Genomic DNA, 25,024 nt, shown 5'->3' with positions numbered 1-25,024 from the left:
TGTTACTTCGTAATTTTTCTAACATGCTAATAAGATTTGGAAATGGGACGCAACTATTCTTAAATTGGCTTATGTAAGCTTGAAGTAAATATAGGTTACAAGGTTAGTAGACATCGATTCCTTAAATTATGTGCACAACAGTACTGTTTGCCATAATCTCCACTCAATGATTTTCGAATGTCAAATTTCTGGCCCGGTATGAGATCAAAAACATCCTGATGCTTTAGGACTAACTGGTATTAACCTCAAAAAGATTTATAAATTAATAAATGGAGAAGGCTTAAGGAACTAACACGGTCATCCCTTAAGCCTTCTTTTAATTTCATTTTAATTTAATTTGGTTTAATCATTTAATATTCGAAGAAGTTCTATTACCCTCTTCTTCCCTTCATGTAAACTATCTTGAGCCCCTATACAGGATGGACACCCTGACTCACAAGGACAATTCGCCACATGTTGAAAAGTTTTAGTCAATAGATCCTCCCATAAATCATAGACTTTTTCACTTAGCCCGATACCACCAGGATACTTATCATAGACAAAAAACGTAGGCAGCTCATTATGGGATGCTTTTACTTGCGGAACTACTGCTACGTCACTGCTATCACACTGAATGAATATTGGAATAAACGCATTCATTGCGTAAGCAACTCCAGTCATTGCATCCGTAAGCTCTGCCTCTGACCACTGAGGTGTGTTATTGAACGATAACCACGAAGCACTTGTATGCATTTCATCTGGTGGCAAATGTATAGGTCCTGAGCCAATATTGTCATGTGTGCCGAAGCGTATTTTCTTGAAAATCGTTGCTTGTGCAACTAAGCCAACATCGCCAAAGCAAATTGTACCACCTGCATATGAACGGCTACGATCTTCCTCTAAAACTTTCATTTCAACTGCTAGATTGGCATCTGTATAGTAATCAACATCTACTTCACGTACATAGGCTTTCTTTTCTTCCCAGTCAAGCTTCTCTACTTGGAACTGAATACCTTGGTGCAAGTAAATGGCTTCTTCATGCAAGAGTGTCATGGCACTATGTCGATCCATTTCACCAATAACCTTTGTCTGTGCAGGAATAGTAAGATCAATAATGACTACATTTTCTTGTGACGCTGAACGTAGGCTAATATCATGCGCCGGGAAACGATCACTCATCCAATGCCATTTATCACTCGTCTTAAAAACTACCCCTTCCTCTGCTAAATATTCCAACAATTCCTGTATGTCATATTCTCCATACATATCGCCTGTTGAAAAAGGTAGCTCGAAGGCAGCACATTTCAAATGATCCATTAAAATCAGCATATTTTCTGGATAAATACGTGCTTCCTCTGGTGTACTGCCTAGTAAAAATAGTGGATGATTGACCACATACTGGTCCAACGCGGAAGATTGCGCAACATAAATAATCAATGCTTCATCCTGACGTCTCCCTGCACGTCCTGCTTGCTGCCAAGCACTCGCAATATTTCCTGGGTAACCTGTCATAATACATGCTTGTAATTGACCGATATCGACACCTAATTCTAATGCATTGGTGCTAACTACTGTTTGGATTGTCCCATCACGCAAGCCTTTTTCGATGACACGTCGCTCAGATGGCAGATACCCACCTCGATAGCCACGTACAGATTCATCGAGCAGCTTATTACGTGTAAGTTCCTTTAAATAGGTTACAATCATTTCTACGCGTACCCGGCTTTTGGCAAAAATAATGGATTGAATGCCAGCCGTGTACAACCTCTTAGCTAAATCACTTACCTCTAATACAGCACTTCTACGCACGCCAAATGTTTTATGAATAATCGGCGGATTGTAAAAAAGAAAGGTTTTCTTACCAACTGGAGCACCCGAATCAGCAATGAGCATGTGTGATTCATTCGTTAGCAACTCAGCAAGCTCTTTAGGATTTTTTATGGTAGCGGATGTACAAATAAACACAGGTTTACTCCCATAAAACTCACAAATTCTTTTTAATCTCCGAATAACATGCGCCACATGGGAACCAAACACACCTTTGTATGTATGCAATTCATCAATCACAATATATTGTAGATTTTCAAAAAGTGAAACCCATTTTGTATGATGCGGCAAAATCCCTGAATGAAGCATATCAGGATTCGTCATCACGATATGCCCTGCCTTACGAACCTTTTGGCGAATGCCTGGAGCCGTATCTCCATCATAGGTATAGCTTAAAATCTCCTCACCGCTTTGCTCAATAAGTTCATTCAAATCATTTTTCTGGTCCTGTGCCAGTGCCTTTGTTGGAAATAAATAAATGGCACGTGCATTTTTATCCTCCATTATTTTTTGTAGCACTGGCAGATGATAGCAATAGGATTTACCTGAAGCAGTTGGTGTAACCGCAGTAAAAGACGTACCACTCTGTGCCAAATCAAATGCCTCTCGCTGATGGGTATAAAGCTGCTCAATACCCCTTGTCTGTAGAGCTTTCACTAAAGAGGGGTGTAAATTCCTAGGAAATGGTGCATAGTTAGCTGGACGCCCTTCTAATGTTTGCCAATGCAGGATACGCTCTTTAAGTTCTTCATCATATCTCCACTCATGTAAAAGCTCACTAATCGTTCGTTTCTTCGATAGCATCCTTCTCTCCCTCCTTAACTAATCGTTCAAATATTTTCAAAGTATAGGAAGTAGAATGAATGGCATCTAAAAAACGTTTTTTACTTGTTTCTTTATAAAAAGATTGCACAACAAATTGCTCCATCGATTCAACGACTGAAGCAATTTGTTGCGTATGCATGTATTTTGGTCGATTTTTTTGAATCCATTTATTGGCTTCTTGCTGCCATTCCTTCAAAAATTGATGGATTTCATCTGCATGTGGCTTTACCTCTTGAAAAAAATCAGGTGTCCGATCTTCCTCACGCATTTGCCAAAAACGTGAAACACACTGATCACATTCATCTATTAATTTGGATGTTTGCTGGATAACTAACAATTTTGCACCTCATCTCTCAACAATTACACATAGCAAATATATTTCATAGTGACGGCATATACATGGTGAGTATGTTTTGTTTTGCACGTCAGCAATGGAAATATCACTGTTTATGACACCTATTTACCACACCTTTGTGGAAAATAATGTCTCAATCTTCATGCTATTGCGTTAGTTCAATTGCTTATGAGATAAGTGTACCAAAGTCTATGATTTTTCACTACTAATAGGCGAACAAGCATTCTTTACTTGCCAGTTCTTTTCTGCTAAGCTTACTTTCTGGCTAACCGCTTTAAGTTGCATAAAAAAATGCAAACTATGAGCATTGTTTTCCAGCGACACTCTCGTGAAAAGTAATTGATTGACCAGATCTAACTGCGCAACTAATTGTTCTAACTTGTTCAAAATAACGCCTCCTTTGCTTTAACTTTAGTATTCCTCGTATGTATAGAATTACCTTCATGCGTGACAAAATAAGCGTAAGTTAGCTGAAAGAAGAAGATTTTCGATAAAATTTTAATAGTGAACCTCTGACAAAAAAAATCGTCATGAATGAAAGGTCACTGTGTGATTATATTTTCATCCCAATGACCTACTTAAATTTATCAGTTATTTTGGCGATTCTAGTAAGAATAAAGCTGGCGATTTTTCGACGCAAATTATTCCTACTTACCATTTGTTTTCTACTATTCTAGTAACAATTTCATGAATGATTGAGGTAGAGAACAGCTATTAAAACATGGTAAACTAGTGGATAGAAAAGCAGTAAGGTAAAGGGTGAGCTTAATGACAATTCGTTATCCAAACGGGAAATTGTATACCCCAAATGCTTCTGTACAGAAAACAGAAAAAAAGAGCAAAAACAAAGATTTATCTTTTAGTAATCGTGGGAAGACGCTAGAAGATGAAATTAATGAAGCAAACGACTATTATATAAAAAGACGACTTGCTATCATTCATAAGAAACCTGTTCCTGTGCAAATCGTCAAAGTAGAGTACCCTTCACGAAGTGCTGCTGTCATTCGTGAAGCTTATTTTCGAACACCCTCTACAACCGACTACAATGGTGTTTGGGAAGGGCATTATATAGATTTTGATGCAAAGGAAACTGCTTCCAAAACAAGTTTCCCCTTAAAAAATATTCATGAGCATCAAATGACACATATGCAGCAAGTGACGGAACAAAATGGTGTGGCTTTTATTATCGTTCGTTTTTCTGCTTTTGAACGATATTTTATTGTGCCATACAAAGTTTTACAAAAGGCCTGGCAAGCAATGGAAAATGGCAATCGTAAATCGATACCCTTTTCGATTATCGAAGAAGAGGCATATGAAATTCCCACGAGCTATTATCCGCGTATCGATTATTTACCCATTATCCAACAATTGATTGATGCAAAATGCTACGGGTCTGAAAGTGAGGAGAAATAAGAATGACTGAACGTCGTCGAACACGTGGAGAGCATCAAAAAGCTCTCGCTGAAAAAAATAAAAATAAAAAAACGAAACCAGCCTCATCCGCTAAGTCATGGTTTAAACGCATTTTTTTAACAGTCTTAGCAATCGGTGTAGCAGGCTTAATTGGAGGAGCTGCATTATTTGCCTTCTATGCAAGCACGGCTCCAGAGCTCGATGAAGAATTACTGAAAGATCCTGTTTCTTCAGAGTTCTACGATAAAAACGGTGAATTATTTGCAACAATCGGTGCTGAAAACCGTAAATATATAAAATATGAAGATATACCTGAAGATATGATCAATGCGATTCTGGCTACAGAAGATGTACGCTTTTTTGAGCATCATGGGATGGATTTTTATCGTCTAGGCGGTGCAATCCTTGCAAACTTCCGTGATGGCTTTGGTGCGCAAGGTGCATCGACTTTAACACAGCAAGTAGTTAAAAACTCATTTTTACAAAACGAGAAGAAATTAAAGCGTAAAGCACAGGAAGCATGGCTTGCCTTCCAATTAGAGCGTAAGTATACAAAAGAAGAAATTTTTGAAATGTACTTCAACAAAATGCTTATGTCAGGTCGTATCTATGGCTTCGGCACAGCCGCACAATACTTCTATGGTAAAGAATTAAAAGATTTAACATTAGATGAAGAAGCATTATTAGCAGGGTTAGTGCAACGACCAAATGCGTATAATCCATTAAAAAACCCTGAGCTTGCAAAAAAACGACGTAATACCGTTTTAGGATTAATGTATCAACACGGAAAAATTTCTAAAGCCGAAATGGAAGAAGCAAAAAAAGCAGAAGTTCAATCAGGTTTAGCGGATGATGCAACACGTCAATCATTTGCAGGTTCCAAATATGATGCCTTCCTGGATATTGTTATTAATGAATTAGAAAATAATGGTGATGGTTCGGCAATGGCAGAAGGAATCAAAGTCTATACGACACTTGATCCAAATGCTCAACAAGTTGTAGAGAATGTCATGAATGATGATAGTAATTTCCCAACTGAAGAAATTCAGTCAGGTGTGGCGGTCGTTGATACAAAAACTGGTGCCATTCAAGCCGTTGGTGGCGGTCGTAAATATGGTGCAGAACGTGGCTGGAATTATGCCGAGGACTTAACAAATAATCAACCAGGTTCCACAATGAAACCGTTAGTCGACTATGGGCCAGCAATTGAATATTTAAAATGGTCTACAGGTCAAACACTTGTCGACGAACCAATGAACTATACAGGCACAAAGCAAACAATCACAAACTGGGATGGCAGATATATGGGTGCTATGACTGCACGTAAAGCATTATATGCTTCAAGAAACGTTCCAGCTGTTAAAGCATTACAGGAGGTTGGCACTGAAAAAGCCAAGGAATTTGTTGGACGTTTAGGGATAGAAACAGAAAACCTCTATGAGTCCGATGCAATTGGTGGTGGTGCTATTACTATCTCCCCTATTCAAATGGCAGCTTCCTATGCTGCTTTCGGTAATAACGGGGTCTATACAGATCCGCATTCGATTACAAAAATTGTTTATCGTGATGGTAAAACGTCTAAAAACTATACACCTGAGTCTAAAGTGGCTATGAATGATTATACGGCTTACATGGTAACAGACATGCTACGTGATGTAGTCGGCAATAAGCCTGATGCCTCAGGAACTGCAGCCAATGTGCCTGGCTTAGATATCGCAGGTAAAACAGGTACAACTAACTATTCAGCAGAAGACTTTAACAAATATAATTTACCGAATACAAGTGTGCCAGATTCATGGTTTGCTGGTTACACAACTAACTATTCCATCGCTATATGGAGTGGCTATGAAAAACACTTTGATCCAATTACAACGTGGGAAGAACGTCGATTACCACAAAACCTATTTAAGACAATTATGCAAGAGATTTCAGCAAATGTTGAGACAGCTAGCTTCAAAAAGCCAAGTACTGTTGTAGAAGCAACGGTGGAAGTAGGCTCTAATCCTTTAAGATTGGCAAGTGACTATACACCTAGCGAACTACGTCAAACAGAGTTATTCGTTCGCGGAACTGAACCAACAGAGGTTTCTGAGGTCTATGAGGCGCCAGAGCTATCTACACCTTATAATGTTTCAGCAAGCTTAGATTTAGGAGCACAGTCGATCAATATTTCTTGGGAACATGATGCCATCCTAAATCCAGAAACCGATGAACCATTACCAACTTCATTTGAAGTTTCTGCCACACGTGAAGGTGGAGAAACGGTTATCCTTGGCACAGCAGACACGAAAGGCTTAACTGTTGCTAACACGCTTGAAGATGGTAACTATACAATCTCTGTCGTAGCCATTGTAGACGGCACACGCAGTGAGCCTGGGACAACTACCTTCCAGATCACAAGTACCCCTGAGGAAGATTTGGAAACGGAAGATCCAGATGAACCAGATATTGATTTACCGATTGATCCTGATCAAGAGGACAATGATCAAGGTAATAACAATAATGGCAATGGCGACAACGGCAATAACAACAATAATAATGGTAATAACGGGAATGGCAATGGGCATGGAAATAACGGCAACGGTGGAAACAATGGCAATAATGATGGAAATCAGCAGCCAACACCTCCTACCGAGCCTACCAACCCAAATGAAGAAGACCAAAGCTCAGAATAAAGAAAAAAACCGAGAAGCAGTGAATGAACTGCTTCTCGGTTTTTTTATTGATGAAGGCTCTGAGGCTATCCGTCAGTTTTGACGATCTATCCGCCACTCTACACGGTCTATCCGTCACTTTTCGCGTCCTATCCTTCACTTTACCTGTTCTATCCATTAGCTTGAATTCGCAGTCGTGCTGCGCGCTTTTTCGTTTCTTTAAATAGCTCATCTAGTTGACGATAGCATGCATATTGACCTGGCTTAGCTTTAATAAAGGCTAGTCGCTCAACACCATTAATCGGTAGCACTTCATCGCCTGCAGCTTGCACAAGTTGTTCAAATAGCTCGATGGCATCTTCCATTAGCCCTTTTGCCAGTCCATTTCTTGCATCATGTGCTTTATGGATAGCGGCTTGTAGAGAAGTCCATTGGGCAAACCATGCATCAACCTTTTCTTTTGCTATGGCTTCACTATTCACGCTTCCTTCACCAGGCCTTTCTTTAAACGCTTTTGCCCTTCACGACAATCGTCCAGTAAAGGGCAAGTACGGCATCCAGGATTTTGGGCCTTACAATGATAACGTCCAAAGAAAATTAATTGGTGATGCGTTTTTGACCATTTCTCCATTGGCGTTTTCTTCATAATCGTTTCTTCCACTTCAAGCACCGAATCTTTCCATCGACAGAGCCCTAGGCGTTTGGATACTCGCTCCACATGGGTATCCACTGCAAGTGCTGGAATATCGAAGGCTACTGAAAGCACAACATTGGCCGTTTTTCGTCCTACACCTGGTAACGTCACCAAGGCTTCACGTGTTGCAGGGATTTCACCATCGTACTCATCTAGTAAACGTTGACATAGAGCCTGAATGTTCTTCGCCTTATTGCGATAAAGGCCAATAGAGCGAATATCCTGTTGCAATTCCTCTATAGAAACAGCTAAATAATCTTCTGGTGTTTTATATTTTTGAAATAAGGTTTTCGTTACTTTATTGACAAGTACATCTGTACATTGCGCAGATAATAATGTGGCAATTGTTAGCTCAAAAGCATTATCATGAACGAGCTCACAATGTGCGTCCGGAAACATTCGATCCATTTCTTCTAGACAATGCTCCCACTGTTTTTTCGATAACAAACTGGATGCCCCCCTATTCTCTTTCTTCCAACCAATTATAAAATGGAACTCTCCCCGTTGATTGCGTTTCTTGTTGAACTGTTCGAGCTGGTGCTCTGTTAAATGTCTGTTTCTCACGGAACTGTTCACTTTGCTTTTGTGCGGCTTGTGGTGTTGTAATATTTTTCTTTTTCCATTCTAATAAAATGCGATCAATATAGCGAATACTCAGTTTCCCAGCAAAGACAGCCTCCTTTAGCGCCTCTTTGATGAGTGCGGGACTATGCTTGTCCTCATCAAGCCAACATCCAATTTTTTCAAGTTCTAAAGGAGATAAAAGACGCCCCATTTCCTCTTCAAAAAGACGGAATATCTCTCCTTCTTCTTGTTGAAGTGTCACTGCCGTTTGTTGCTGCTCTTTCATATCGATCATCTGTAAAATGCGCTCCCATAGCGGGTATACGGAATACTTTTCATATAGCTTGCCGCCCGCGTCGACATCTCGTGTAATTTCAAGAAAACCCTTTTGCATTAATCGCTGTAAACGTGATGTGATATCATTATCAGACATTGTGAGACGATTTTTTAGATCATTAGGTGTTGGGAAGTCATTCTCTTCCATATGAAAGGCCAATAAATGCATGACAATCAGTGCCTCTTCATCCTCCATATTTAACTCCTTATAAAACTGAAAAAAAAGCTGAGGAATGGGAACCATTCTCTGCTCAGTCCATGTACGGAGCCGATGATTATTTATGTTCATTATTCTCCAGACTCCTTCTTTAAGTAAGTAGAAAAGCCGCGTAGATAGTTCACTACGCGACTTTTAAATTGATTAGCTTATGGATATAAGCGGTTTAGTAAACGTGGGAATGGAATTGTTTCACGGATATGCTCTGTGCCTGAAATCCATGCTACAGTTCGCTCTAACCCAAGACCAAAACCTGAATGTGGGACAGAGCCATGTTTGCGAAGCTCTAAATACCAAGCATAGGCCTCTAATGATAGGTTATGCTCTTCCAGACGTGATTTTAATAAATCGTAGTCATGAATTCGCTCAGAACCACCAATAATTTCTCCGTAACCCTCTGGTGCAATTAAATCAGCACATAATACAACATCATCACGATCTGGGTGTGGTTGCATATAGAACGGTTTAATGCCTACTGGGTAACAAGTAATAAATACTGGTTTGTCAAATGAATTCGCAATCGCTGTTTCATGTGGCGCACCAAAATCATCGCCCCACTCAATATCGTCGAAGCCTTGTTCGTGTAAAAGCTTAATCGCATCATCATAAGAAATTCGAGGGAATGGCGCTTTAATGTTTTCAAGTGTTGATGTATCACGGCCAAGTCGCTCTAAATCTAATTTGCAGTTTGCAAGTACAGATTGTACGATATGCGCTACATATTGCTCTTGTACTTCTAAATTTTCTTCAAACTCTACGAATGCCATTTCAGGCTCAATCATCCAAAACTCGATTAAATGACGACGAGTCTTAGATTTTTCAGCACGGAAAGTTGGACCGAATGAGAATACTTTTCCTAAAGCCATCGCAGCAGCTTCCATGTATAGCTGACCAGATTGAGATAGATAAGCATCTTCATCAAAATATTTTGTATGGAACAGCTCTGAAGTACCTTCAGGCGCAGAACCTGTTAAAATTGGTGGGTCCATTTTTGTAAAACCGTTGTTATTGAAAAATTCGTAAGTAGCGCGAATAATTTCATTACGAATTTTCATAATGGCATGTTGTTTACGGGAGCGCAGCCATAAATGACGGTTATCCATTAAGAATTCTGGACCATGTTCTTTTGGTGTGATTGGGAAATCTGTTGCTGCATGTAGTACCTCGATACCAGTAATAGCAAGCTCACAGCCAAAGCTTGAACGTTCGTCAGCTTTCACCTCACCAATCACATACATAGAAGTTTCTTGTGTCATCCCTTTTGCCGTAGCAAAAATTTCTTCGCCTACTTCTTCTTTCACTACAACGCCCTGTACAAAGCCAGAGCCATCACGAAGCTGTAGGAACGCGATTTTTCCGCTTGAACGTTTATTGGCTAACCAAGCGCCAATTTTGACTGTTTCACCGATATGCTGTGGCATATCTTTAATCATAATTTTTTTCATAGAAATCCTCCAAAGTTGACTAGAAGGATTAGTCTTGCCATTTTGATTTTACGAATGTATCAATACGACGGACTGCCTCTTCTAATAAGTCTAAAGATGTAGCATAAGATAATCGCATAGTAGTTGGTGTACCGAAGCCAGAGCCTGGAATCACTGCTACGTTTGCTTCTGTTAAAATATCCGCAGCAAATGCATCTACTGAATCATAGCCAGTGTGAGCCATAGCTTCTGCTACGTCTGGTAATAGGTAGAATGCACCCTGTGGCTTTAATACATGGAAGCCAGGAATAGCACTTAACTGTGGGTAAATTTTTTCAAGACGAGATTCAAATGCCTGACGCATTTCCTCTACCGTATCCTGAGAGCCATTATACGCCTCCACAGTTGCATATTGTGCTGTTGTTGTCGCATTAGATGTTGAGTGTGATGCAAGGTCAGTCATTGCTTTAATAATGTCTGCGTCACCTGCAGCATATCCAATACGCCAGCCTGTCATAGAGTGAGATTTTGCCACACCATTAACAACGATTGTACGTGCTTTCACTGCATCAGAAAGTTGTGCAATTGAAAAATGCTCAATACCATTGTATACAAGCTTCTCATAAATTTCATCTGACACGATTAAAATATCTTTTTCTTCTGCAACAGCAGCAAGTTCTGCAAGCTCTTCACGAGAATAAATCATCCCTGATGGGTTACTAGGAGAATTTATAATCACTGCTTTTGTCTTGTCTGTCACAGCTGCTCTCAGTTGATCCGCTGTAATTTTATAGCTTTGTTCACGTGTACCTTCAACATAAACTGGTACGCCGCCAGCTAATTTCACTTGTTCTGGATAAGACACCCAATAAGGAATAGGAATAATAACCTCGTCGCCTTCATTTAAAATCACTTGGAATAGCGTGTATAAAATATGCTTTGCCCCTACACCAACAATGATTTCATTTGGCTGATAAGTAAGGTTATTGTCGCGTTGAAGCTTATCAATAATGGCTTTTTTCAGAACTGGAAGTCCGCCAGCGGGTGTATATTTTGTATAACCTTTTTCCATTGAATCAATGGCAGCATTTAAAATATTTTGAGGTGTATTAAAGTCTGGTTCACCAGCTCCAAGACCAATAACATCAATACCTTGCTCTTTCAATGCTTTTGCTTTTGCAGTAATCGCTAATGTTGAAGATGGTGTTAAAGTTTTTACACGTGTTGCTAATAAATTTTTCATTCGGGATCTACTCCTCTTATAAATTCGTAATGCGCTTCCACCAGTCGCCATCCTTAAACAGAATATAGACATAGTTGAGCTGGTCGTGGTCGTTCAGATACGTAATTTCCCAAACTGCGCCAGGCTCCTCATAGCCTAATTTCATGTGGAGGACTTTTTGTACATTTCCTTCATTTTTAAAAACCGATAATGCTTGCTTTTCCGTAATACCATCTTCTAATAACACTTCCTGAATGGAATCCTCGTCTAGATTCGTCGGAACAAAGACAGCTTTTTTATCACCGTATTCGTCTACCCCGAACACAGTAACATACGAATGTTTGCCATTATATGTGTAGGACTCCGATACAATTGCGAGGGCTTTGGCATCTAGTGCCAACTGTTCAGCCTGCTCTTCAATTGAACGGAACGGAGCCTCGGCTTTCCAGAGTACTAAAATACTAATGACAAGTGACAACGAAACAATAAAGACAGAAATGAAAATTAACCAGTTTTTCATCTATTCACCTTATGTTTCACATCGAGCTGTTTTGGCATAACACATAGCTGATGCATGTGTGTGTCTATAACTGTGTAACCATTCATTTTGCTTTCCATTTTGTCAACCTGCTTTCTTTCCTCATACCACAACATTATACAACAATTTTGTGCTGTCGTGTTTCTTAATTTCATATATTGTACGTTGCTAGAACAACGTTTTCAAATGATGACTACAGTAAATTTCATTCCACCTCATAGAAGCCTCGTTTTGGGCATAAAAAACATGGTCCAATCACAAGAAAAATTCCTATTTAACTATGTAAATAGGAACCTGTCATTATGATAATTCGTATAGCACACAGCTAGCACGGCCATTCGCTTTTGCTTGGTATAAACAGCTATCTGCTTGCTCAAATAGCTCCTTGTATTGATAGTCTTTCTGATTATTCACACAAGCACCCATACTAACCCTTAAAGGATAACTTTGCTGTTCTTGTTCGAGCTTTAATGAGAGCAAATAGGCATGTGTGTTATGGACCAATGTTTTGATATAGTCCTTTTGCGAATGCCTGAAACAAAGGATAAATTCATCTCCGCCATAGCGAATAATTTTCACATCTTCATCCTGTAAAAAATCCTTCAAGCTGTTAGCTAAAAGCTGTAAAATCATATCTCCAAATAAATGACCATGCGTGTCGTTAAATAGTTTAAAATAATCGACATCCAAAACCGTAATACATACATAGGATTGCGCTATTTCGGCTGCATTGAGCCATTCCTGTAGCTCATAGTCTAAAAAATGACGATTTAAAACACCTGTTAATGGATCATAATGTGCTTTTATCTCAAGCTTTTCCTTTTGACGCTTAAATTCCAAGTTCATTACTTGTTGTAATAAATTTGCAACACTCATTTTTTCTGATAGATCAATATATTCACGCTGTACATCAAAAATTTCATCTCGCCAATCCAATTGATACAATACGTTTAACAGTAAGCGCATCACTTTTTTTGTTATCGGCTTATCTCCATAAGATTGGGCAAGATCTATGGCTTGTTTATAATAGAATACGGCTTCTTCAAGCTTTTCCTGTTTTTCAAATAAAAAACCGTAGCCAAACAATGCCGCTACTTTTTCTCGTTTATGATGATGAATAATTGCAGAGGATAAAGTACTGTCCAGCAATGCCTTCCCCTTTTTAAAATCCCCTTCTAAAATATACACATCTGCTAAATTATTATTAATACGAATATCATGTAATTTTGCTAGCTCAGGCATTGTTCTAGCAAGAGATTTGTTATATTCTCTAGCTAATAGCCCTGCTTGAAGTGCTTCCTTTGTACAGCCCTTCTCTACCTCTAAATAGCACAGATTATTATGACAGCGAACAAGCATGACAGGATCTTGTAGCTCCTGTGCATAGGCGATAGATTTCTTCGTCATTTCCACCGTTTTTTCACGGATGCCCACTAAATCATAGATTAATGACATCACTAAATGATAATGCATTAAATCTTTTGTCGTACCATAATTTTGACAAATGGCCTCATAATCATGAATAAGATTAACCATGCTTAATGTGTCACCTAAAGAATGATGAACTAATATTTTTTGATAGTACAAATCCATGACATATGCATAGTTATTGCTCTCTAATGCGACTAAAAGACCTTGATCAGCAAGCTTTAGTGCTTTCGTTAAATACCCCTTTGTGCGCATCTCCATTATCGTTTTATTTAATTCTTCTAATGTTAATTCCACCGTTTCATCACTTCTCCATGCCCCATATCATCCAGTTTACTTTGTGCTTTCTCAATTATAAGACATATTTATTCACTTCGTCCCCTTTTTCGTAAGATACCAACTATTACCTACAACGCAAAAATCTCTTGTGACGATTGTTTTAAAATCTTCCATCTGTTTGCTTTAAAATGAATCATTTTATTCCTATAATATGTAATTAATTTTTTTATGTTCTTTACACATTTTTCTCCATTTTTGTCCTCGTTACCTGTTGTTTTTACCCATATGATGAGTTTATTAGCTATTTTAGTATCGAAAAGGGATGTGATGTTGTGAGTATGCAAATTAACCCTTCTGATCCAGCAACGATTCCAAAATTTGTAGATGAACTTCCAAAACCAATGATCGCCAAACCAAAATACAGCAGAGGGCAACAGAAGAATGATTATTACGAATTGGTCATGATGGAAGGCCAGCATCGTTTTCATAAGCATTTTCCAAACTCATTAATTTGGGGCTATAATGGACTTTACCCAGGGCCAACCATAGAAGCTTCAAAAGATAAAACTATCTATGTGAAATACAAAAATCAGCTGCCCTTACAGCACTTTTTGCCAGTAGATTTTACGCTTCATGCTGCAAACGATTCACAAGAAGTAAGAACAGTTACTCACCTACATGGTGCCAATGTGGATTGGCAGAGTGATGGTCATCCTGAAGCATGGTACACAAAAGACTATCGGCATACTGGTCCAAAATTTAATAAGGAAATACATGAATATACGAATCATCAGCCTGGCACTACCATGTGGTATCATGACCATGCCATGGCTTTAACACGTTTAAATGTTTATGCAGGATTAGCAGGCTTTTATTTATTAAGGGATGCCCTTGAGGAACGCTCTAATTTACCATGTGGAGACTATGAATATCCGATTTTGATACAAGATAAATCGTTTAATGAGGATGGCTCATTGTTTTATCCTGACGAACCACCATTTCCCGTGCCTGTTCACCCCTCTATCACACCAGGCTTTGTTGGCAATACGATAGTGGTTAATGGAAAACTATGGCCTTATTTAGATGTAGAGCCACGTAAATATAGATTTCGTTTCCTAAATGGATCTAATCGACGAGGCTATGTCATTAGTCTTTCCAATGGTCAACCAATGTTTCAAATTGGTACAGATGGCGGTTTACTACCAGCCCCACAGCTTATCCAATCTGTCGAGTTGCTGCCAGCTGAACGCACGGATGTCATTATCGATTTTTCAAGCTGTGCTGGACAGGAGATTACCTTACTTAATACTGATACCGATTTCAGTGATGAACATACAAACGTGATTATGCAGTTTCGAGTAATTTTACCTTTGAAATGTGAAGATACAAGTGAAATTCCAGAAAGACTTGCCGTTTCTATGGATCTACATCCACACCATGCACATATAGAAAGACAACTGCCATTGACGGCGACTACCGATGAATTTGGGCGACCTATGTTGCTATTAAATGATCGTATGTACCATGATCCAGCAACGGAAAAACCTTCTTTAGATAGTGTTGAAATCTGGAACTTTATTAATGCTACACCCTTTATCCACCCTATTCACCTACATCTCATTCAATTTAAAATTTTGGAACGAAGGCCGTTTGATTTAGATATCTATCAAAATGAAGGCATCGTACAATTTACAGGGCCGCCTGAAGAACCAAGAGACTATGAGCGAGGTTGGAAGGACACGGTGAAGGCTGACGCTGGAAAGGTTACAAAAATTATTATGCATTGGAAAGATCATGTCGGGAATTATATGTGGCATTGTCATTTCCTTGAGCATGAGGATCATGATATGATGCGACCCATTCTCGTTATGAAAGACGTCCATGCTGTTCAGCAGCCTCATGCAGCAGTAGAACATCCCGTAACACATCAAGAATCAACAGCTCCGACAAGTACTACAAGTACTACAAGTACTACAAGTACTACAAGTACTACAAGTACTACCCATCATAGCGAATTTTCAGCACCACTATTAAATGAGGTAGAACACTCAGTACTTGAGGAAGAAAAGGTAGCCTTACCTAATGAAGAGGAATCCATTACTATTCATATAGGAGATAATACACGACATATGCCAACGCTACTGTTACCAACCCTTCCTACCAATACTCCTACCAACAGGCATAGTCCTCGTCGTAGAACCAGAAGATTTTAGCTAGGTATCGCTTTACAAAGAAAACTACCAATGAAAAGGTGGTTTTCTTTGTTCTAGCAATTTACTTGGCCTCCAATCGCCATATTCTTTTCGTTACGAAAGCTAATAATAATACACACACAGAGATCATCAGGACTGGTATATAGATATTGGCTTGAAAGTACTCAAATAGCAACCCATACCCCATCTGTCCAAGTGGTGCCATACACTGTGATACTGCCATCATAATCGCCATGACCTTCCCCAATTGTTCATTTGGTGTTTCTTTTTGGACAAGGGTCATTACGTAAATGGAGATGATCGTCATCATCATCGCAATGATAAGCGCACACCCAATAAATAAGCTATACGAGGGATAATAGCCAATTTGAAGGGCGTGAGGGAGTACAGACATAGCCATAGGAATCACCAAAAAGGCTGACACCAATACCCAAATATAGAGGGTGTGCATACGCAGCTTTTTTGCAAAGTAACCCATCGTTAACGCGCCTAAAATCGTCGCAAAATCAATAATCCCCATTCCTATTCCATACAATGTATCACTACTTTTCATCGTGACACGAAGAATAATAGGCACACCAACGATAAAAAGTGGGGTCAATAGTAAATTCAATAAAGCAGCAAGTAGCGTACATTTTAAAATAAATGTTTGCTTCACCACATAAGTAAAACCTTCTTTCATGTCTTTGATTAATGTCGGTACCAAATGACCATCATAGCTACGTTTCACAAATGGGATCGTCATAAACATTTCTACAATAGCCGTAATGAAAAATAATAAACCACTTACTATGACGAGAAGTTTGAGGCCGAGCATTCCATATAAAATCCCACCTAGCACAGGTGCTGTCACCCCCGCTAATGCCTGGACCCCATTGACAATCCCATTAGCCTGCTCAAGCTTTTGCTCACTAACCAATAGCGGAATACTAGCCATTACAGCTGGCGTGTACATCGCACTAATGAATGAAAGAAGCACCATAACCGACCCAATCCATAGCACAGAATGATTGTCTGTTAGTAATACAATAAAAAAAATCAATACAATGCCACTACTGACAAAATCAAATAGGACCATTAAATTTCGCCGATTAAAACGATCTGCTATTGCGCCACCAAATGGTGTAAGTAAAACAGGTAGGCTTGAAATAGCAAAAAGCACAGCAAAAAGATCTGCCCGTCCTGTTATATCTAAAACAAAAAGTGAAAGAGCAAACCTTAAAAGTGCAGAGCCTAAAATTGAAATAATTTGCCCAACTACCATAATGATAAAATCTTTCGAAAAGCCTTTTTCTTTGACTAGCATTTCCATATGAAAAACACCCCTTATTATTTTTAGACCGACAGTCGGTCATTTAATATGTTAAAAAATTGTAGGCACAAGTTGAGGCTTTACAGCTTCTTGAACTTGCCCTACAAATTAGACTGACTGTCGGTTTATAAATAGTATATGTGAACTCTCCAAAAAAAGGAACATATTTTTATATTTTCCTTTTTGTTCATCCTATTTGCTTTTAAAGTAATGTTTAATTTGCTCAATCATAGCCGTTGTTGCCTGACTAACATAGCGATCTACACTGAAAATAATGGATAGGCTTCGGCTTTGAGCATCATTTGAAAATCATCACCCGATTTGGCATGTATCATATGTACACCCTCTTTATGTGTAGGAGTACTACTATTTCGCTCCTGCTTCTAGTAGAATTTTTTCAATTTCAGTAAATCCTTTTTCTTTAGCCATTGTTAATGGTGTCACACCATATTGATCCACTAATTGTGTATCTGCTCCATGTTCAACTAATAGACGAACTATTTCTTGTTGCTCTTCTCCACCATCATTGAGGAGAATGGCTTCAATCAATGGTGTCCAGCCACAAATATTTGTATGGTTGACATTGATGTCTGTAGTCGTTACAAGTTCACGAACTACCTCTACAAAGCCCTTCTCACTTGCTGGATGAATCCCTACACCGCCAAAGCGTGTTAAACGCTCTAAATCTGTGTTTGCTTGTAGCATTATTTTCACAAGCTCTAACTTTCCATTTATACATCCATACAAAAATGGGTTCAAACAAATTTGATCTTGAAGGTCAATATCTGCCCCTTCCTGAATCAAAAATTTTACTGTTTCTAATTGATCATTCATTGCAGCAAGTAAAATTGCTGTACGTTTGCGCTTATTTTGAGAATTAATATCCACACCTTGTTGTAAATAACCTTTCAGAGCGTTAATATCACCTGCTTCAGCTGCAGTTAAAAATTCTGAGACCACATTTATATCTACCAATTTCATTCCTCCATTTCTCTGACCTATTGTTCATTTCGACTAAAAAGAAATAAACCGCGAGAATGTTATTACTTTCACATTTCCGTCTTACAAGCTTTATTTTATTCTCTTATCCTGTAGATATCATTGTTTAGCAAAACCAAAAAGAATGTAGATCATTTAGGCAATATGTACAATGTTTTGTGATAAGATTATGGCGAAGGAGTGAAATCATTTGCTAACAATTAAAGATATATTAGAGATAAAGGCACTGGAAGGAATTAAAATTGTTGCTGGAGAGCAAGGAATTCACAATGAAATTGCACTTGTGAATATTATCGAAAATCCCGATGCATTTGATTGGCTGACGCCGAATGAATTATTGTTAACGACTGGTTACATCTTCCAAGATAATGAAGCCTTACAAAATAAAATCATCCAAGAAATCTCTAAAATCAATTGTGCAGGCCTTGTTATCAAAATGAGGCGCTATTTACAAAAGACGCCTCAAAACATGATCGATATTGCCAATCAGCATGGATTACCGTTATTAGAGTTACCTTATAATTACACCCTTTCCAAGGTCATCTCGATTATCAATGAAAAGGCATGTGGACGTTATGATCTATTAAATAGAAAATCTTTGGATATGCACAATACGCTATTTAAGGTGGCGCTTGAAGGAGGAGGCATTGAATCCATTTCCTCTAAATTAGCTGAAACAATTAATAATCCGATAATCTTTTTAGATAATGACTGGAATTTACTGCATTATACAGATCTTGATACGAATCCTGTACCACTTGCCTATGGGATCAACCTAAAGAAGAATCGTCCAACATTTTCAAAGGATTTTATTGATACCATTCCAAACGATCTCAACGAAATGCAAAAATCCATTACACGAATCTATCAATTAGAAGATCTAGCAGTAACCTGTAGAATTCTCCCTGTCGCAGTGGCCAACTATATTTATGGCTATATTGTCATTTGGCAAACTGTACGGGATCTGAATGAGTTTGATTTCATCGTTTTAGAGCAAGCCTCCACGATTGTGGCACTAGAAAGGATAAAACAGAAGGAAATTGAGGGTGTACGTTTAAAGATTAAACAAGAGTTTTTTGATGATTTATTGACTGGAAAAATCACTTCGCTTGAAACGCTACAAACACTATGTGATCTCCACGGCTTAAAGATCAACCATAAATATTATTGCATCGTCATCTCTATTAGCCATAAAAATTTGCAAAACCAGCATGATTTAATCTCTAGAAAATACGAAACCGATAATATTGCAAAAAAATGTATGAACTTAATTTATGAGCACTCTAGCACAATTAATGGGGAAATTACATGCCTTTATCGCAATAACCAAATCATTATATTAGTTGGACAGCAAGACGACAAACAAGATTTCACGATCAATGAAACAAAGCAATACGCAGAAAACATTCTCCAATTATTAGTACAACAACATACGCAAACCTCCTTCTTAATTGGAATTGGCAAAGAATATAAACATATACGTTTTGTCCATAAAAGCTTTGCAGAGGCACATGAAGCTCTCCGTCTTATGCACCGCTTCGAAGAGCGTGGAGCAGTGGCTCATTATGCAGATCACTCCATTTATCATTTTTTAGATTCAAATATTAATGAAGTGCAGCTAAAGGACTTTTTCTTAGAAAGCTTGGGTTCTGTCTTTGAGCACGATCTATTACACGGGACAAGCTATCTACTTACATTAGAAAATTACTTTATCAATCATATGAATATAAGTGAAACAGCCAAGGAAATGTTTATCCATCGCAACACGTTAATTTATCGAATTGAAAAGATTAAAGAAATTTTAAAAACCGATCTAAAAAGCTATGAGGAGCTGTTACAAATCCAGCTAGCTTTGAGAATCTATCGCTTGCTTGGTAAGTCTTTATACCACGATGAATTCGCAGACTAGTATCAAAAGGTGGTGATCGCATCACCTTTTTTGATGACCATTCATTTCATATTCAGTTCATAAACGCATGCTATAGTAAAGCCATAGAAACGAAATACATTGTTTTCAGACAATGAAGGAGGCTTATTTCTTTGCAAGAAACATCAAATGATATGTCTAAACAAAAAGATTGGCGCCGTTTTATACAATTAGTAAAACGTGCCGAACCACCGATTTGGCTACTTGTCATCGCTTTAGTGATGAGTTTAGCAACGACAGGTGTAGGGTTTATTGTTCCATTATTTACAAAACAATTAGTGGATGGCTTTTCGTTAGAATCGCTTAATTATTGGCAAATCATTATACTGGGTATTGCCTTTATTGCACAGGCTATTGCCAGTGGATTATCCATCTACTATTTAAATCGAGTTGGACATCATGTCTGTGGCAAAATTACGCGACCAGCTATGGAGAAAGCTGTTGCATTTACCAATCCCCTATTATGATGAACATGATACCGGTGAAACATTGAGCCGTGTTACGAATGACACAGCGGTTGTGAAAGAGCTTATAACAGAGCATTTAGCCAACTGTTTATCTGGCGTTATCTCCATAATAGGTTCTATTATCATTCTTCTATTTTTAGATTGGAAAATGACTTTAGTCATGCTGATTGCCGTGCCATTGGCTATGGTGATCTTAATGCTGCTAGGGCGACGCATGTTTGTGATTTCAAAAGGGATGCAAGATGAAACAGCGAAATTTACGTCTGTATTAAATCAAGTATTACCTGAAACGCGCCTAGTCAAGGCTTCAAATGCTGAGCAAATTGAATATGAGCGTGGAAAAAAGGGCATTACTAATCTCTTTACATTCGGCCTAAAAGAAGCAAAAATCCACGCACTGATTTCCCCGCTGATTTCATTCGTTCTGATGTCCGTGCTTGTAGCTATTATTGGCTATGGTGGTGTTCGTGTTTCCTCTGGAGAGCTGACGGCTGGCGATATGGTGGCATTTATTTTATATTTAATCCAAATCATTATGCCAATGACGCAATTAACGATGTTCTTTACCCAGCTCCAAAAAGCCATGGGTGCTACAGAACGAATTAGTGCATTACTTGAATACGAGGAAGAACATATTGAAGAAGGCTTAACTGTAGAAAAAGTAGATCAACCCATTTATGTTAAAAATGTTGATTTTTCTTATGGTGAGGAACCCATTTTATCCGATATTAATTTCACAATTGAGCCAGGCAAAGTAACAGCCATTGTGGGTCCAAGTGGTGGCGGTAAAACAACTACATTTTCTCTGCTCGAACGATATTATCAGCCAACAAACGGTAGTATCATGCTAGGAGATACACCTATCGAAACATTCTCACTCCACTCTTGGCGCAGTCAAATCGGCTATGTAGCGCAGGAAAGTGCCCTGCTATCAGGAACGATTCGAGAAAATATTTGCTATGGTATTGACCGTGAAGTGCAAGATGATGAGCTAGAAAAAGTGGCTAAAATGGCCTATGCGGATCAATTTATTAACGAACTTCCAGACAAGTTTGACACTGAAGTTGGAGAACGAGGCATCAAGCTTTCAGGAGGACAACGTCAGCGTATCTCTATCGCAAGAGCGCTATTACGTAATCCGCAAATATTAATGCTGGATGAAGCAACATCAAGCTTAGATAGTAAATCAGAAATTTATGTACAAAAAGCATTAGACAACTTAATGCAAGGACGCACAACACTAGTCATTGCGCACCGTTTATCGACAGTGGTAGATGCCGATCAAATATTGTTTATTGAGAAAGGGCATATTACAGGCTGTGGTACACACGAAACACTCTTTGAAACACATGCTATGTATCGTGAGTTTGCCATGCAGCAATTACGCATTAAAGACATTGAATAAAGGGGTTTGTTGAGATGACAAAACTATTAGTCGTGGATGATGATGCACATATTCGAGAATTGGTAAAAGTGTTTCTGCAAAATGAGGGCTTAGAAGTGATAGAGGCTATCGATGGTGTCGATGCACTGTCTAAATTAGACGCTGAGAAAATCGATATGGTCGTGATGGATATTATGATGCCCAACATGGATGGCTGGGCATTATGCGAGGAAATACGTTCATTCAATACAGATCTACCAATCCTTATGCTAACAGCTAAAGGAGAAACCTCTCAAAAAATCAAGGGCTTTCATTTAGGGACAGATGATTACCTTGTAAAGCCATTCGAGCCTGCCGAGCTAATCGTACGTGTTAAGTCTATTTTAAAAAGATATCGTATCTCCCTTTCTCAAGTTGTAGAGGCTGGTAATGTCAAATTAAATCGCCATACATATGAAGTGGAAATGAACGGCGAGACGATTCTACTTCGTCTGAAGGAGTTCGAGCTATTATTTACACTTGCAAGCTATGTTGGCAAAACCTTTTCCCGTGAACAATTAATCGAAGAAATCTGGGGCTACGACTATGAGGGAGATGAACGAACAGTTGATGTCCATATCAAAAGAATACGAGAACGCTTTCCACAGGAGACGAGCGGTATTACCATTCGCACCATTCGTGGTCTTGGTTACCGCCTGGAACTAGGCACATGAGAAAACGAAGATTCTTGTTAAGATTAGTGATGGTCTTTTGCCTGTTTCTTGTAGCAAACACCGTTTTCGCTTTTATTTCCTATCATGTAACTACGTGGCTATATGGTCGGTTAGGGGTAGAGCCTCAGGGATTTTGGCTACAACTAGCAACAGTGATTGGTGTATTTGCACTCTTTGCCTGTTCAGCAGCCATTATCTTTTTCATCGGACTAAATCGACAACGCAACTATTGGGACACGATTGTAGATGCATTAAGCCGTATGGCAAAAGGTGATTTTGATGTTCAACTGGATTTAAGAGCAGATGAGGAGGATCAATTTGGGCAATTGATTCATGGTATTAATCATATGGCCGTTGAGTTAGGTGAACTGGAAAGAATGCGTCAGGAGTTCATTTCCAACGTCTCCCATGAGATTCAATCACCTTTAACGTCTATTAATGGCTTTGCAAAGGCGCTGAAAAATATTAACCTACCTGAAGAAAAACGTCAGCATTATTTAGCTATAATCGAATTAGAAAGTAATCGTTTATCAAAAATTAGCGACAATTTGCTCAAGCTAACTTCCTTAGAATCGCAGCATCATCCATTTGAACCTATAACTTATCGACTCGATAAACAATTACGTAATGTAGTGTTGGCACTGGAACCGAATTGGTTAGCCAAACAGATTGACTTTGATCTCGATCTTGATAACCTGAGCATCACTGCAGATGAGGATTTGATGAATCAAGTCTGGATGAATTTGCTGACAAACAGTATTAAGTTTACACCTACCAATGGAACCATCACATTATCTATGAAAAAGCAATTCCACACGATAATGGTGATGGTTCAAGACACTGGTATTGGCTTAACAGAAGAACAACAAAAGCATATTTTCGAAAGATTTTATAAGGCCGATCACTCGCGAACTGCTGGAAATGGCGGTAGCGGATTAGGGCTAGCCATTGTCAAAAAAATAATTGAGATGCATCATGGAACCATTGCTGTAGAAAGCAAAATAGCAGAATATACAAGATTTTTGATTACTGTCCCCATCAACAGTACGCCAACTCGTGCAAACGACTAACACCGTCTGCATGAGTTATTTTTTCTAATAAGCTACTTTGCTAAAGTATCGATATACTTTATTTAGTTTTTGCTGTTGCTTCCCCTTTTTACTTTCCATATTACCAAACTCAAAAAACTTCACTTTTTTCATTCCAACAAACTTAAACAACGCCCTTTTCATTAAAATTTTATGTGCATTGTTCAACCATAAAAATGGATAATTGGTTGGCCCCTTCATCGTGGACACACAGACTACAGACTTCCCTTTTAAAAGACCCTCTGGAAATAACCCCTTTGTATCTCGATAAGCAAAATTTGCTGCAAATAATTGGTCGATATACCCTAACAGCATGGCTGGCGGTCTCCCCCACCAGATCGGATAAACAAATACAATTTGATCTGCCCAAGAGAGCTGTTGGCGATATTTCTCCATTTTCGGATCCCGATACATATCACGACGTCGTTTATGTTCATGGAAAATTAAGCGTGGATCAAACTCTTCTTCATATAAATCGAGTATCTGAATCTCCTCAATGGCAGGGTTCTCACGACACCCCTTTATCACTTCTTGTAAAAAAGCATAATTTAAACTTTTATGGTTGGGGTATGTATAAACAATTAACGTTTTCATTGTGTGCCTCCTCATTACTTATCATTTGATAACAAAATAATAGTTCATTTCATTTTAGTTGTCAAATGATAATTGTTTTAGGACAAGTTATTTGTTATCTTGACAGTAAGAGGTGATCCCATTGAATAAAAGCGCTTTATTTCATCAGTTTGTAGCATTTACAGCAACAGTCCATCAAGTGACACATGATCTCACACAAAATGTTACCGCTGCGAATATCACACCGCTACACTATAAAATTCTTGAATATATTAAAGTAAGCCAACCTGTCACACCAACCGAAATCAGTGAGTGTCAGCATATGTCCTTACCCAACACTAGCCGTGAACTTCGGAAATTGCAGGAACGGCAGCTAATCGAAAAATTTAGTGACACAGCCGATCGTAGAAAACAGTATGTCCGTTTGTCCAAAGAAGGTGAAAAATTGATGGAGGAGGCATTTGTCTGTATAGAAGAACGCTTTTTACAGCTTATTCACCACGCAACACAGGATGATCTAAAGGACATCCAGCATGCTCTAACCATTTTAGAGGAAAAGGTTTTTCATCAAAACGACTAAGACTATACTTCTT

The 25,024-nt window shown here is 38.6% G+C and carries 20 protein-coding genes and 1 pseudogene; 8 read left to right on the top strand and 13 right to left on the bottom strand.

Going from position 1 to position 25,024, the window contains the following annotated elements:
• Nucleotides 1-342: 342 nt before the first annotated feature.
• The 3 genes from HCH28_RS09080 to HCH28_RS09070 all read right to left on the bottom strand — a co-directional run bounded on the left by HCH28_RS09080 (nucleotide 343) and on the right by HCH28_RS09070 (nucleotide 3,373).
• Entirely contained in the window at nucleotides 343-2,610 is a 2,268-nt protein-coding gene (locus HCH28_RS09080; RefSeq protein ID WP_221680680.1) for a DEAD/DEAH box helicase, read from the bottom strand.
• Complete coding sequence (locus HCH28_RS09075) at nucleotides 2,585-2,968, bottom strand: YppE family protein (RefSeq protein WP_221680679.1); 384 nt, start codon at nucleotides 2,966-2,968, stop codon at nucleotides 2,585-2,587. Before HCH28_RS09075 ends, HCH28_RS09080 begins: the two co-directional genes overlap by 26 nt.
• A 207-nt stretch (nucleotides 2,969-3,175) precedes the next feature.
• Nucleotides 3,176-3,373, bottom strand: coding sequence for a hypothetical protein (locus tag HCH28_RS09070; RefSeq protein ID WP_004225568.1), 198 nt, complete (start codon nucleotides 3,371-3,373; stop codon nucleotides 3,176-3,178).
• A 381-nt stretch (nucleotides 3,374-3,754) separates the two neighbouring features.
• Between HCH28_RS09070 and recU the strand changes: the two genes are divergently transcribed.
• Together recU and HCH28_RS09060 are read left to right on the top strand one after the other, a co-directional pair.
• Nucleotides 3,755-4,399: a Holliday junction resolvase RecU gene (recU, locus tag HCH28_RS09065; RefSeq protein ID WP_221680678.1), complete on the top strand. Its 645-nt coding sequence runs from the start codon at nucleotides 3,755-3,757 to the stop codon at nucleotides 4,397-4,399.
• A 2-nt stretch (nucleotides 4,400-4,401) separates the two neighbouring features.
• On the top strand, nucleotides 4,402-7,074 hold the full coding sequence (locus HCH28_RS09060; RefSeq protein WP_221680677.1) for a penicillin-binding protein 1A: 2,673 nt from the start codon (nucleotides 4,402-4,404) through the stop codon (nucleotides 7,072-7,074).
• Nucleotides 7,075-7,223: 149 nt separating this feature from the next.
• Here the strand turns inward: HCH28_RS09060 and HCH28_RS09055 are convergent, their stop codons facing one another.
• The 7 genes from HCH28_RS09055 to HCH28_RS09025 all read right to left on the bottom strand — a co-directional run bounded on the left by HCH28_RS09055 (nucleotide 7,224) and on the right by HCH28_RS09025 (nucleotide 13,773).
• Nucleotides 7,224-7,535 carry a YpoC family protein gene (locus HCH28_RS09055; protein ID WP_221680676.1) on the bottom strand — a complete coding sequence of 104 codons (312 nt, stop codon included), beginning with the start codon at nucleotides 7,533-7,535 and terminating at the stop codon, nucleotides 7,224-7,226.
• Nucleotides 7,532-8,194, bottom strand: coding sequence for an endonuclease III (gene nth / locus HCH28_RS09050; RefSeq protein ID WP_221680675.1), 663 nt, complete (start codon nucleotides 8,192-8,194; stop codon nucleotides 7,532-7,534). The genes HCH28_RS09055 and nth overlap by 4 nt, the downstream gene beginning before the upstream one ends.
• A 13-nt stretch (nucleotides 8,195-8,207) precedes the next feature.
• Complete coding sequence (locus HCH28_RS09045; protein ID WP_221680674.1) at nucleotides 8,208-8,936, bottom strand: DnaD domain-containing protein; 729 nt, start codon at nucleotides 8,934-8,936, stop codon at nucleotides 8,208-8,210.
• Nucleotides 8,937-9,013: 77 nt separating this feature from the next.
• Complete coding sequence (gene asnS, locus HCH28_RS09040; protein WP_221680673.1) at nucleotides 9,014-10,309, bottom strand: asparagine--tRNA ligase; 1,296 nt, start codon at nucleotides 10,307-10,309, stop codon at nucleotides 9,014-9,016.
• A 28-nt stretch (nucleotides 10,310-10,337) separates the two neighbouring features.
• Nucleotides 10,338-11,531, bottom strand: a complete 1,194-nt coding sequence (locus tag HCH28_RS09035; RefSeq protein ID WP_221680672.1) for a pyridoxal phosphate-dependent aminotransferase — start codon at nucleotides 11,529-11,531, stop codon at nucleotides 10,338-10,340.
• Nucleotides 11,532-11,547: 16 nt separating this feature from the next.
• Nucleotides 11,548-12,030 carry a cell wall elongation regulator TseB-like domain-containing protein gene (locus HCH28_RS09030; RefSeq protein WP_016994292.1) on the bottom strand — a complete coding sequence of 161 codons (483 nt, stop codon included), beginning with the start codon at nucleotides 12,028-12,030 and terminating at the stop codon, nucleotides 11,548-11,550.
• A gap of 318 nt (nucleotides 12,031-12,348) precedes the next feature.
• Nucleotides 12,349-13,773, bottom strand: a complete 1,425-nt coding sequence (locus HCH28_RS09025; RefSeq protein ID WP_221680671.1) for a tetratricopeptide repeat-containing diguanylate cyclase — start codon at nucleotides 13,771-13,773, stop codon at nucleotides 12,349-12,351.
• 320 nt (nucleotides 13,774-14,093) lie between these two features.
• On the opposite strand from HCH28_RS09025, the gene HCH28_RS09020 reads away from it, so the two are divergent.
• Entirely contained in the window at nucleotides 14,094-15,968 is a 1,875-nt protein-coding gene (locus HCH28_RS09020; protein WP_221680880.1) for a multicopper oxidase family protein, read from the top strand.
• Nucleotides 15,969-16,029: 61 nt separating this feature from the next.
• Here HCH28_RS09020 and HCH28_RS09015 read toward each other — a convergent pair whose 3' ends face one another.
• Entirely contained in the window at nucleotides 16,030-17,280 is a 1,251-nt protein-coding gene (locus tag HCH28_RS09015) for an MFS transporter (protein WP_221680670.1), read from the bottom strand.
• A gap of 366 nt (nucleotides 17,281-17,646) precedes the next feature.
• Complete coding sequence (locus tag HCH28_RS09010) at nucleotides 17,647-18,255, bottom strand: ankyrin repeat domain-containing protein (protein ID WP_221680669.1); 609 nt, start codon at nucleotides 18,253-18,255, stop codon at nucleotides 17,647-17,649.
• Between the two features lie 214 nt (nucleotides 18,256-18,469).
• Between HCH28_RS09010 and HCH28_RS09005 the strand changes: the two genes are divergently transcribed.
• The 4 genes and pseudogenes from HCH28_RS09005 (at nucleotide 18,470) to HCH28_RS08990 (ending at nucleotide 23,840) form a co-directional block, all read left to right on the top strand.
• The gene (locus HCH28_RS09005; RefSeq protein ID WP_221680668.1) at nucleotides 18,470-20,188 is read left to right on the top strand and encodes a PucR family transcriptional regulator; all 1,719 of its coding nucleotides are present in this window, start codon (nucleotides 18,470-18,472) and stop codon (nucleotides 20,186-20,188) included.
• A gap of 131 nt (nucleotides 20,189-20,319) precedes the next feature.
• A pseudogene (locus HCH28_RS09000) lies at nucleotides 20,320-22,078 on the top strand (ABC transporter ATP-binding protein).
• A gap of 14 nt (nucleotides 22,079-22,092) precedes the next feature.
• Entirely contained in the window at nucleotides 22,093-22,770 is a 678-nt protein-coding gene (locus tag HCH28_RS08995) for a response regulator transcription factor (protein ID WP_221680667.1), read from the top strand.
• On the top strand, nucleotides 22,767-23,840 hold the full coding sequence (locus HCH28_RS08990) for a sensor histidine kinase (protein WP_221680666.1): 1,074 nt from the start codon (nucleotides 22,767-22,769) through the stop codon (nucleotides 23,838-23,840). Before HCH28_RS08995 ends, HCH28_RS08990 begins: the two co-directional genes overlap by 4 nt.
• 24 nt (nucleotides 23,841-23,864) lie before the next feature.
• On the opposite strand, the gene HCH28_RS08985 is transcribed toward HCH28_RS08990, so the two are convergent.
• Complete coding sequence (locus HCH28_RS08985) at nucleotides 23,865-24,452, bottom strand: NAD(P)H-dependent oxidoreductase (protein ID WP_004232802.1); 588 nt, start codon at nucleotides 24,450-24,452, stop codon at nucleotides 23,865-23,867.
• 121 nt (nucleotides 24,453-24,573) lie between these two features.
• Between HCH28_RS08985 and HCH28_RS08980 the strand changes: the two genes are divergently transcribed.
• Nucleotides 24,574-25,011, top strand: a complete 438-nt coding sequence (locus tag HCH28_RS08980) for a MarR family winged helix-turn-helix transcriptional regulator (RefSeq protein ID WP_221680665.1) — start codon at nucleotides 24,574-24,576, stop codon at nucleotides 25,009-25,011.
• The last annotated feature ends 13 nt before the right edge of the window (nucleotides 25,012-25,024 follow it).

The sequence above is a fragment of the Lysinibacillus sp. K60 genome (assembly GCF_019731275.1).
Classification (GTDB): Bacteria; Bacillota; Bacilli; order Bacillales_A; family Planococcaceae; genus Lysinibacillus; species Lysinibacillus capsici.
The sequence above is the reverse complement of the archived record's forward strand: the minus strand, read 5'-3'. Positions and strand labels throughout refer to the sequence as shown.

Bases quoted from the DNA above. Each gene is read 5' to 3' on its own strand.
- HCH28_RS09060 (WP_221680677.1), top strand. From the start codon at position 4,402: ATGACTGAACGTCGTCGAACACGTGGAGAGCATCAAAAAGCTCTCGCT.
- recU (WP_221680678.1), top strand. From the start codon at position 3,755: ATGACAATTCGTTATCCAAACGGGAAATTGTATACCCCAAATGCTTCT.
- HCH28_RS09045 (WP_221680674.1), bottom strand. From the start codon at position 8,936: ATGAACATAAATAATCATCGGCTCCGTACATGGACTGAGCAGAGAATG.
- HCH28_RS08985 (WP_004232802.1), bottom strand. From the start codon at position 24,452: ATGAAAACGTTAATTGTTTATACATACCCCAACCATAAAAGTTTAAAT.
- HCH28_RS08995 (WP_221680667.1), top strand. From the start codon at position 22,093: ATGACAAAACTATTAGTCGTGGATGATGATGCACATATTCGAGAATTG.
- HCH28_RS09030 (WP_016994292.1), bottom strand. From the start codon at position 12,030: ATGAAAAACTGGTTAATTTTCATTTCTGTCTTTATTGTTTCGTTGTCA.
- HCH28_RS08990 (WP_221680666.1), top strand. From the start codon at position 22,767: ATGAGAAAACGAAGATTCTTGTTAAGATTAGTGATGGTCTTTTGCCTG.
- HCH28_RS09080 (WP_221680680.1), bottom strand. From the start codon at position 2,610: ATGCTATCGAAGAAACGAACGATTAGTGAGCTTTTACATGAGTGGAGA.
- HCH28_RS09015 (WP_221680670.1), bottom strand. From the start codon at position 17,280: ATGGAAATGCTAGTCAAAGAAAAAGGCTTTTCGAAAGATTTTATCATT.
- HCH28_RS09035 (WP_221680672.1), bottom strand. From the start codon at position 11,531: ATGAAAAATTTATTAGCAACACGTGTAAAAACTTTAACACCATCTTCA.
- HCH28_RS09020 (WP_221680880.1), top strand. From the start codon at position 14,094: ATGCAAATTAACCCTTCTGATCCAGCAACGATTCCAAAATTTGTAGAT.
- asnS (WP_221680673.1), bottom strand. From the start codon at position 10,309: ATGAAAAAAATTATGATTAAAGATATGCCACAGCATATCGGTGAAACA.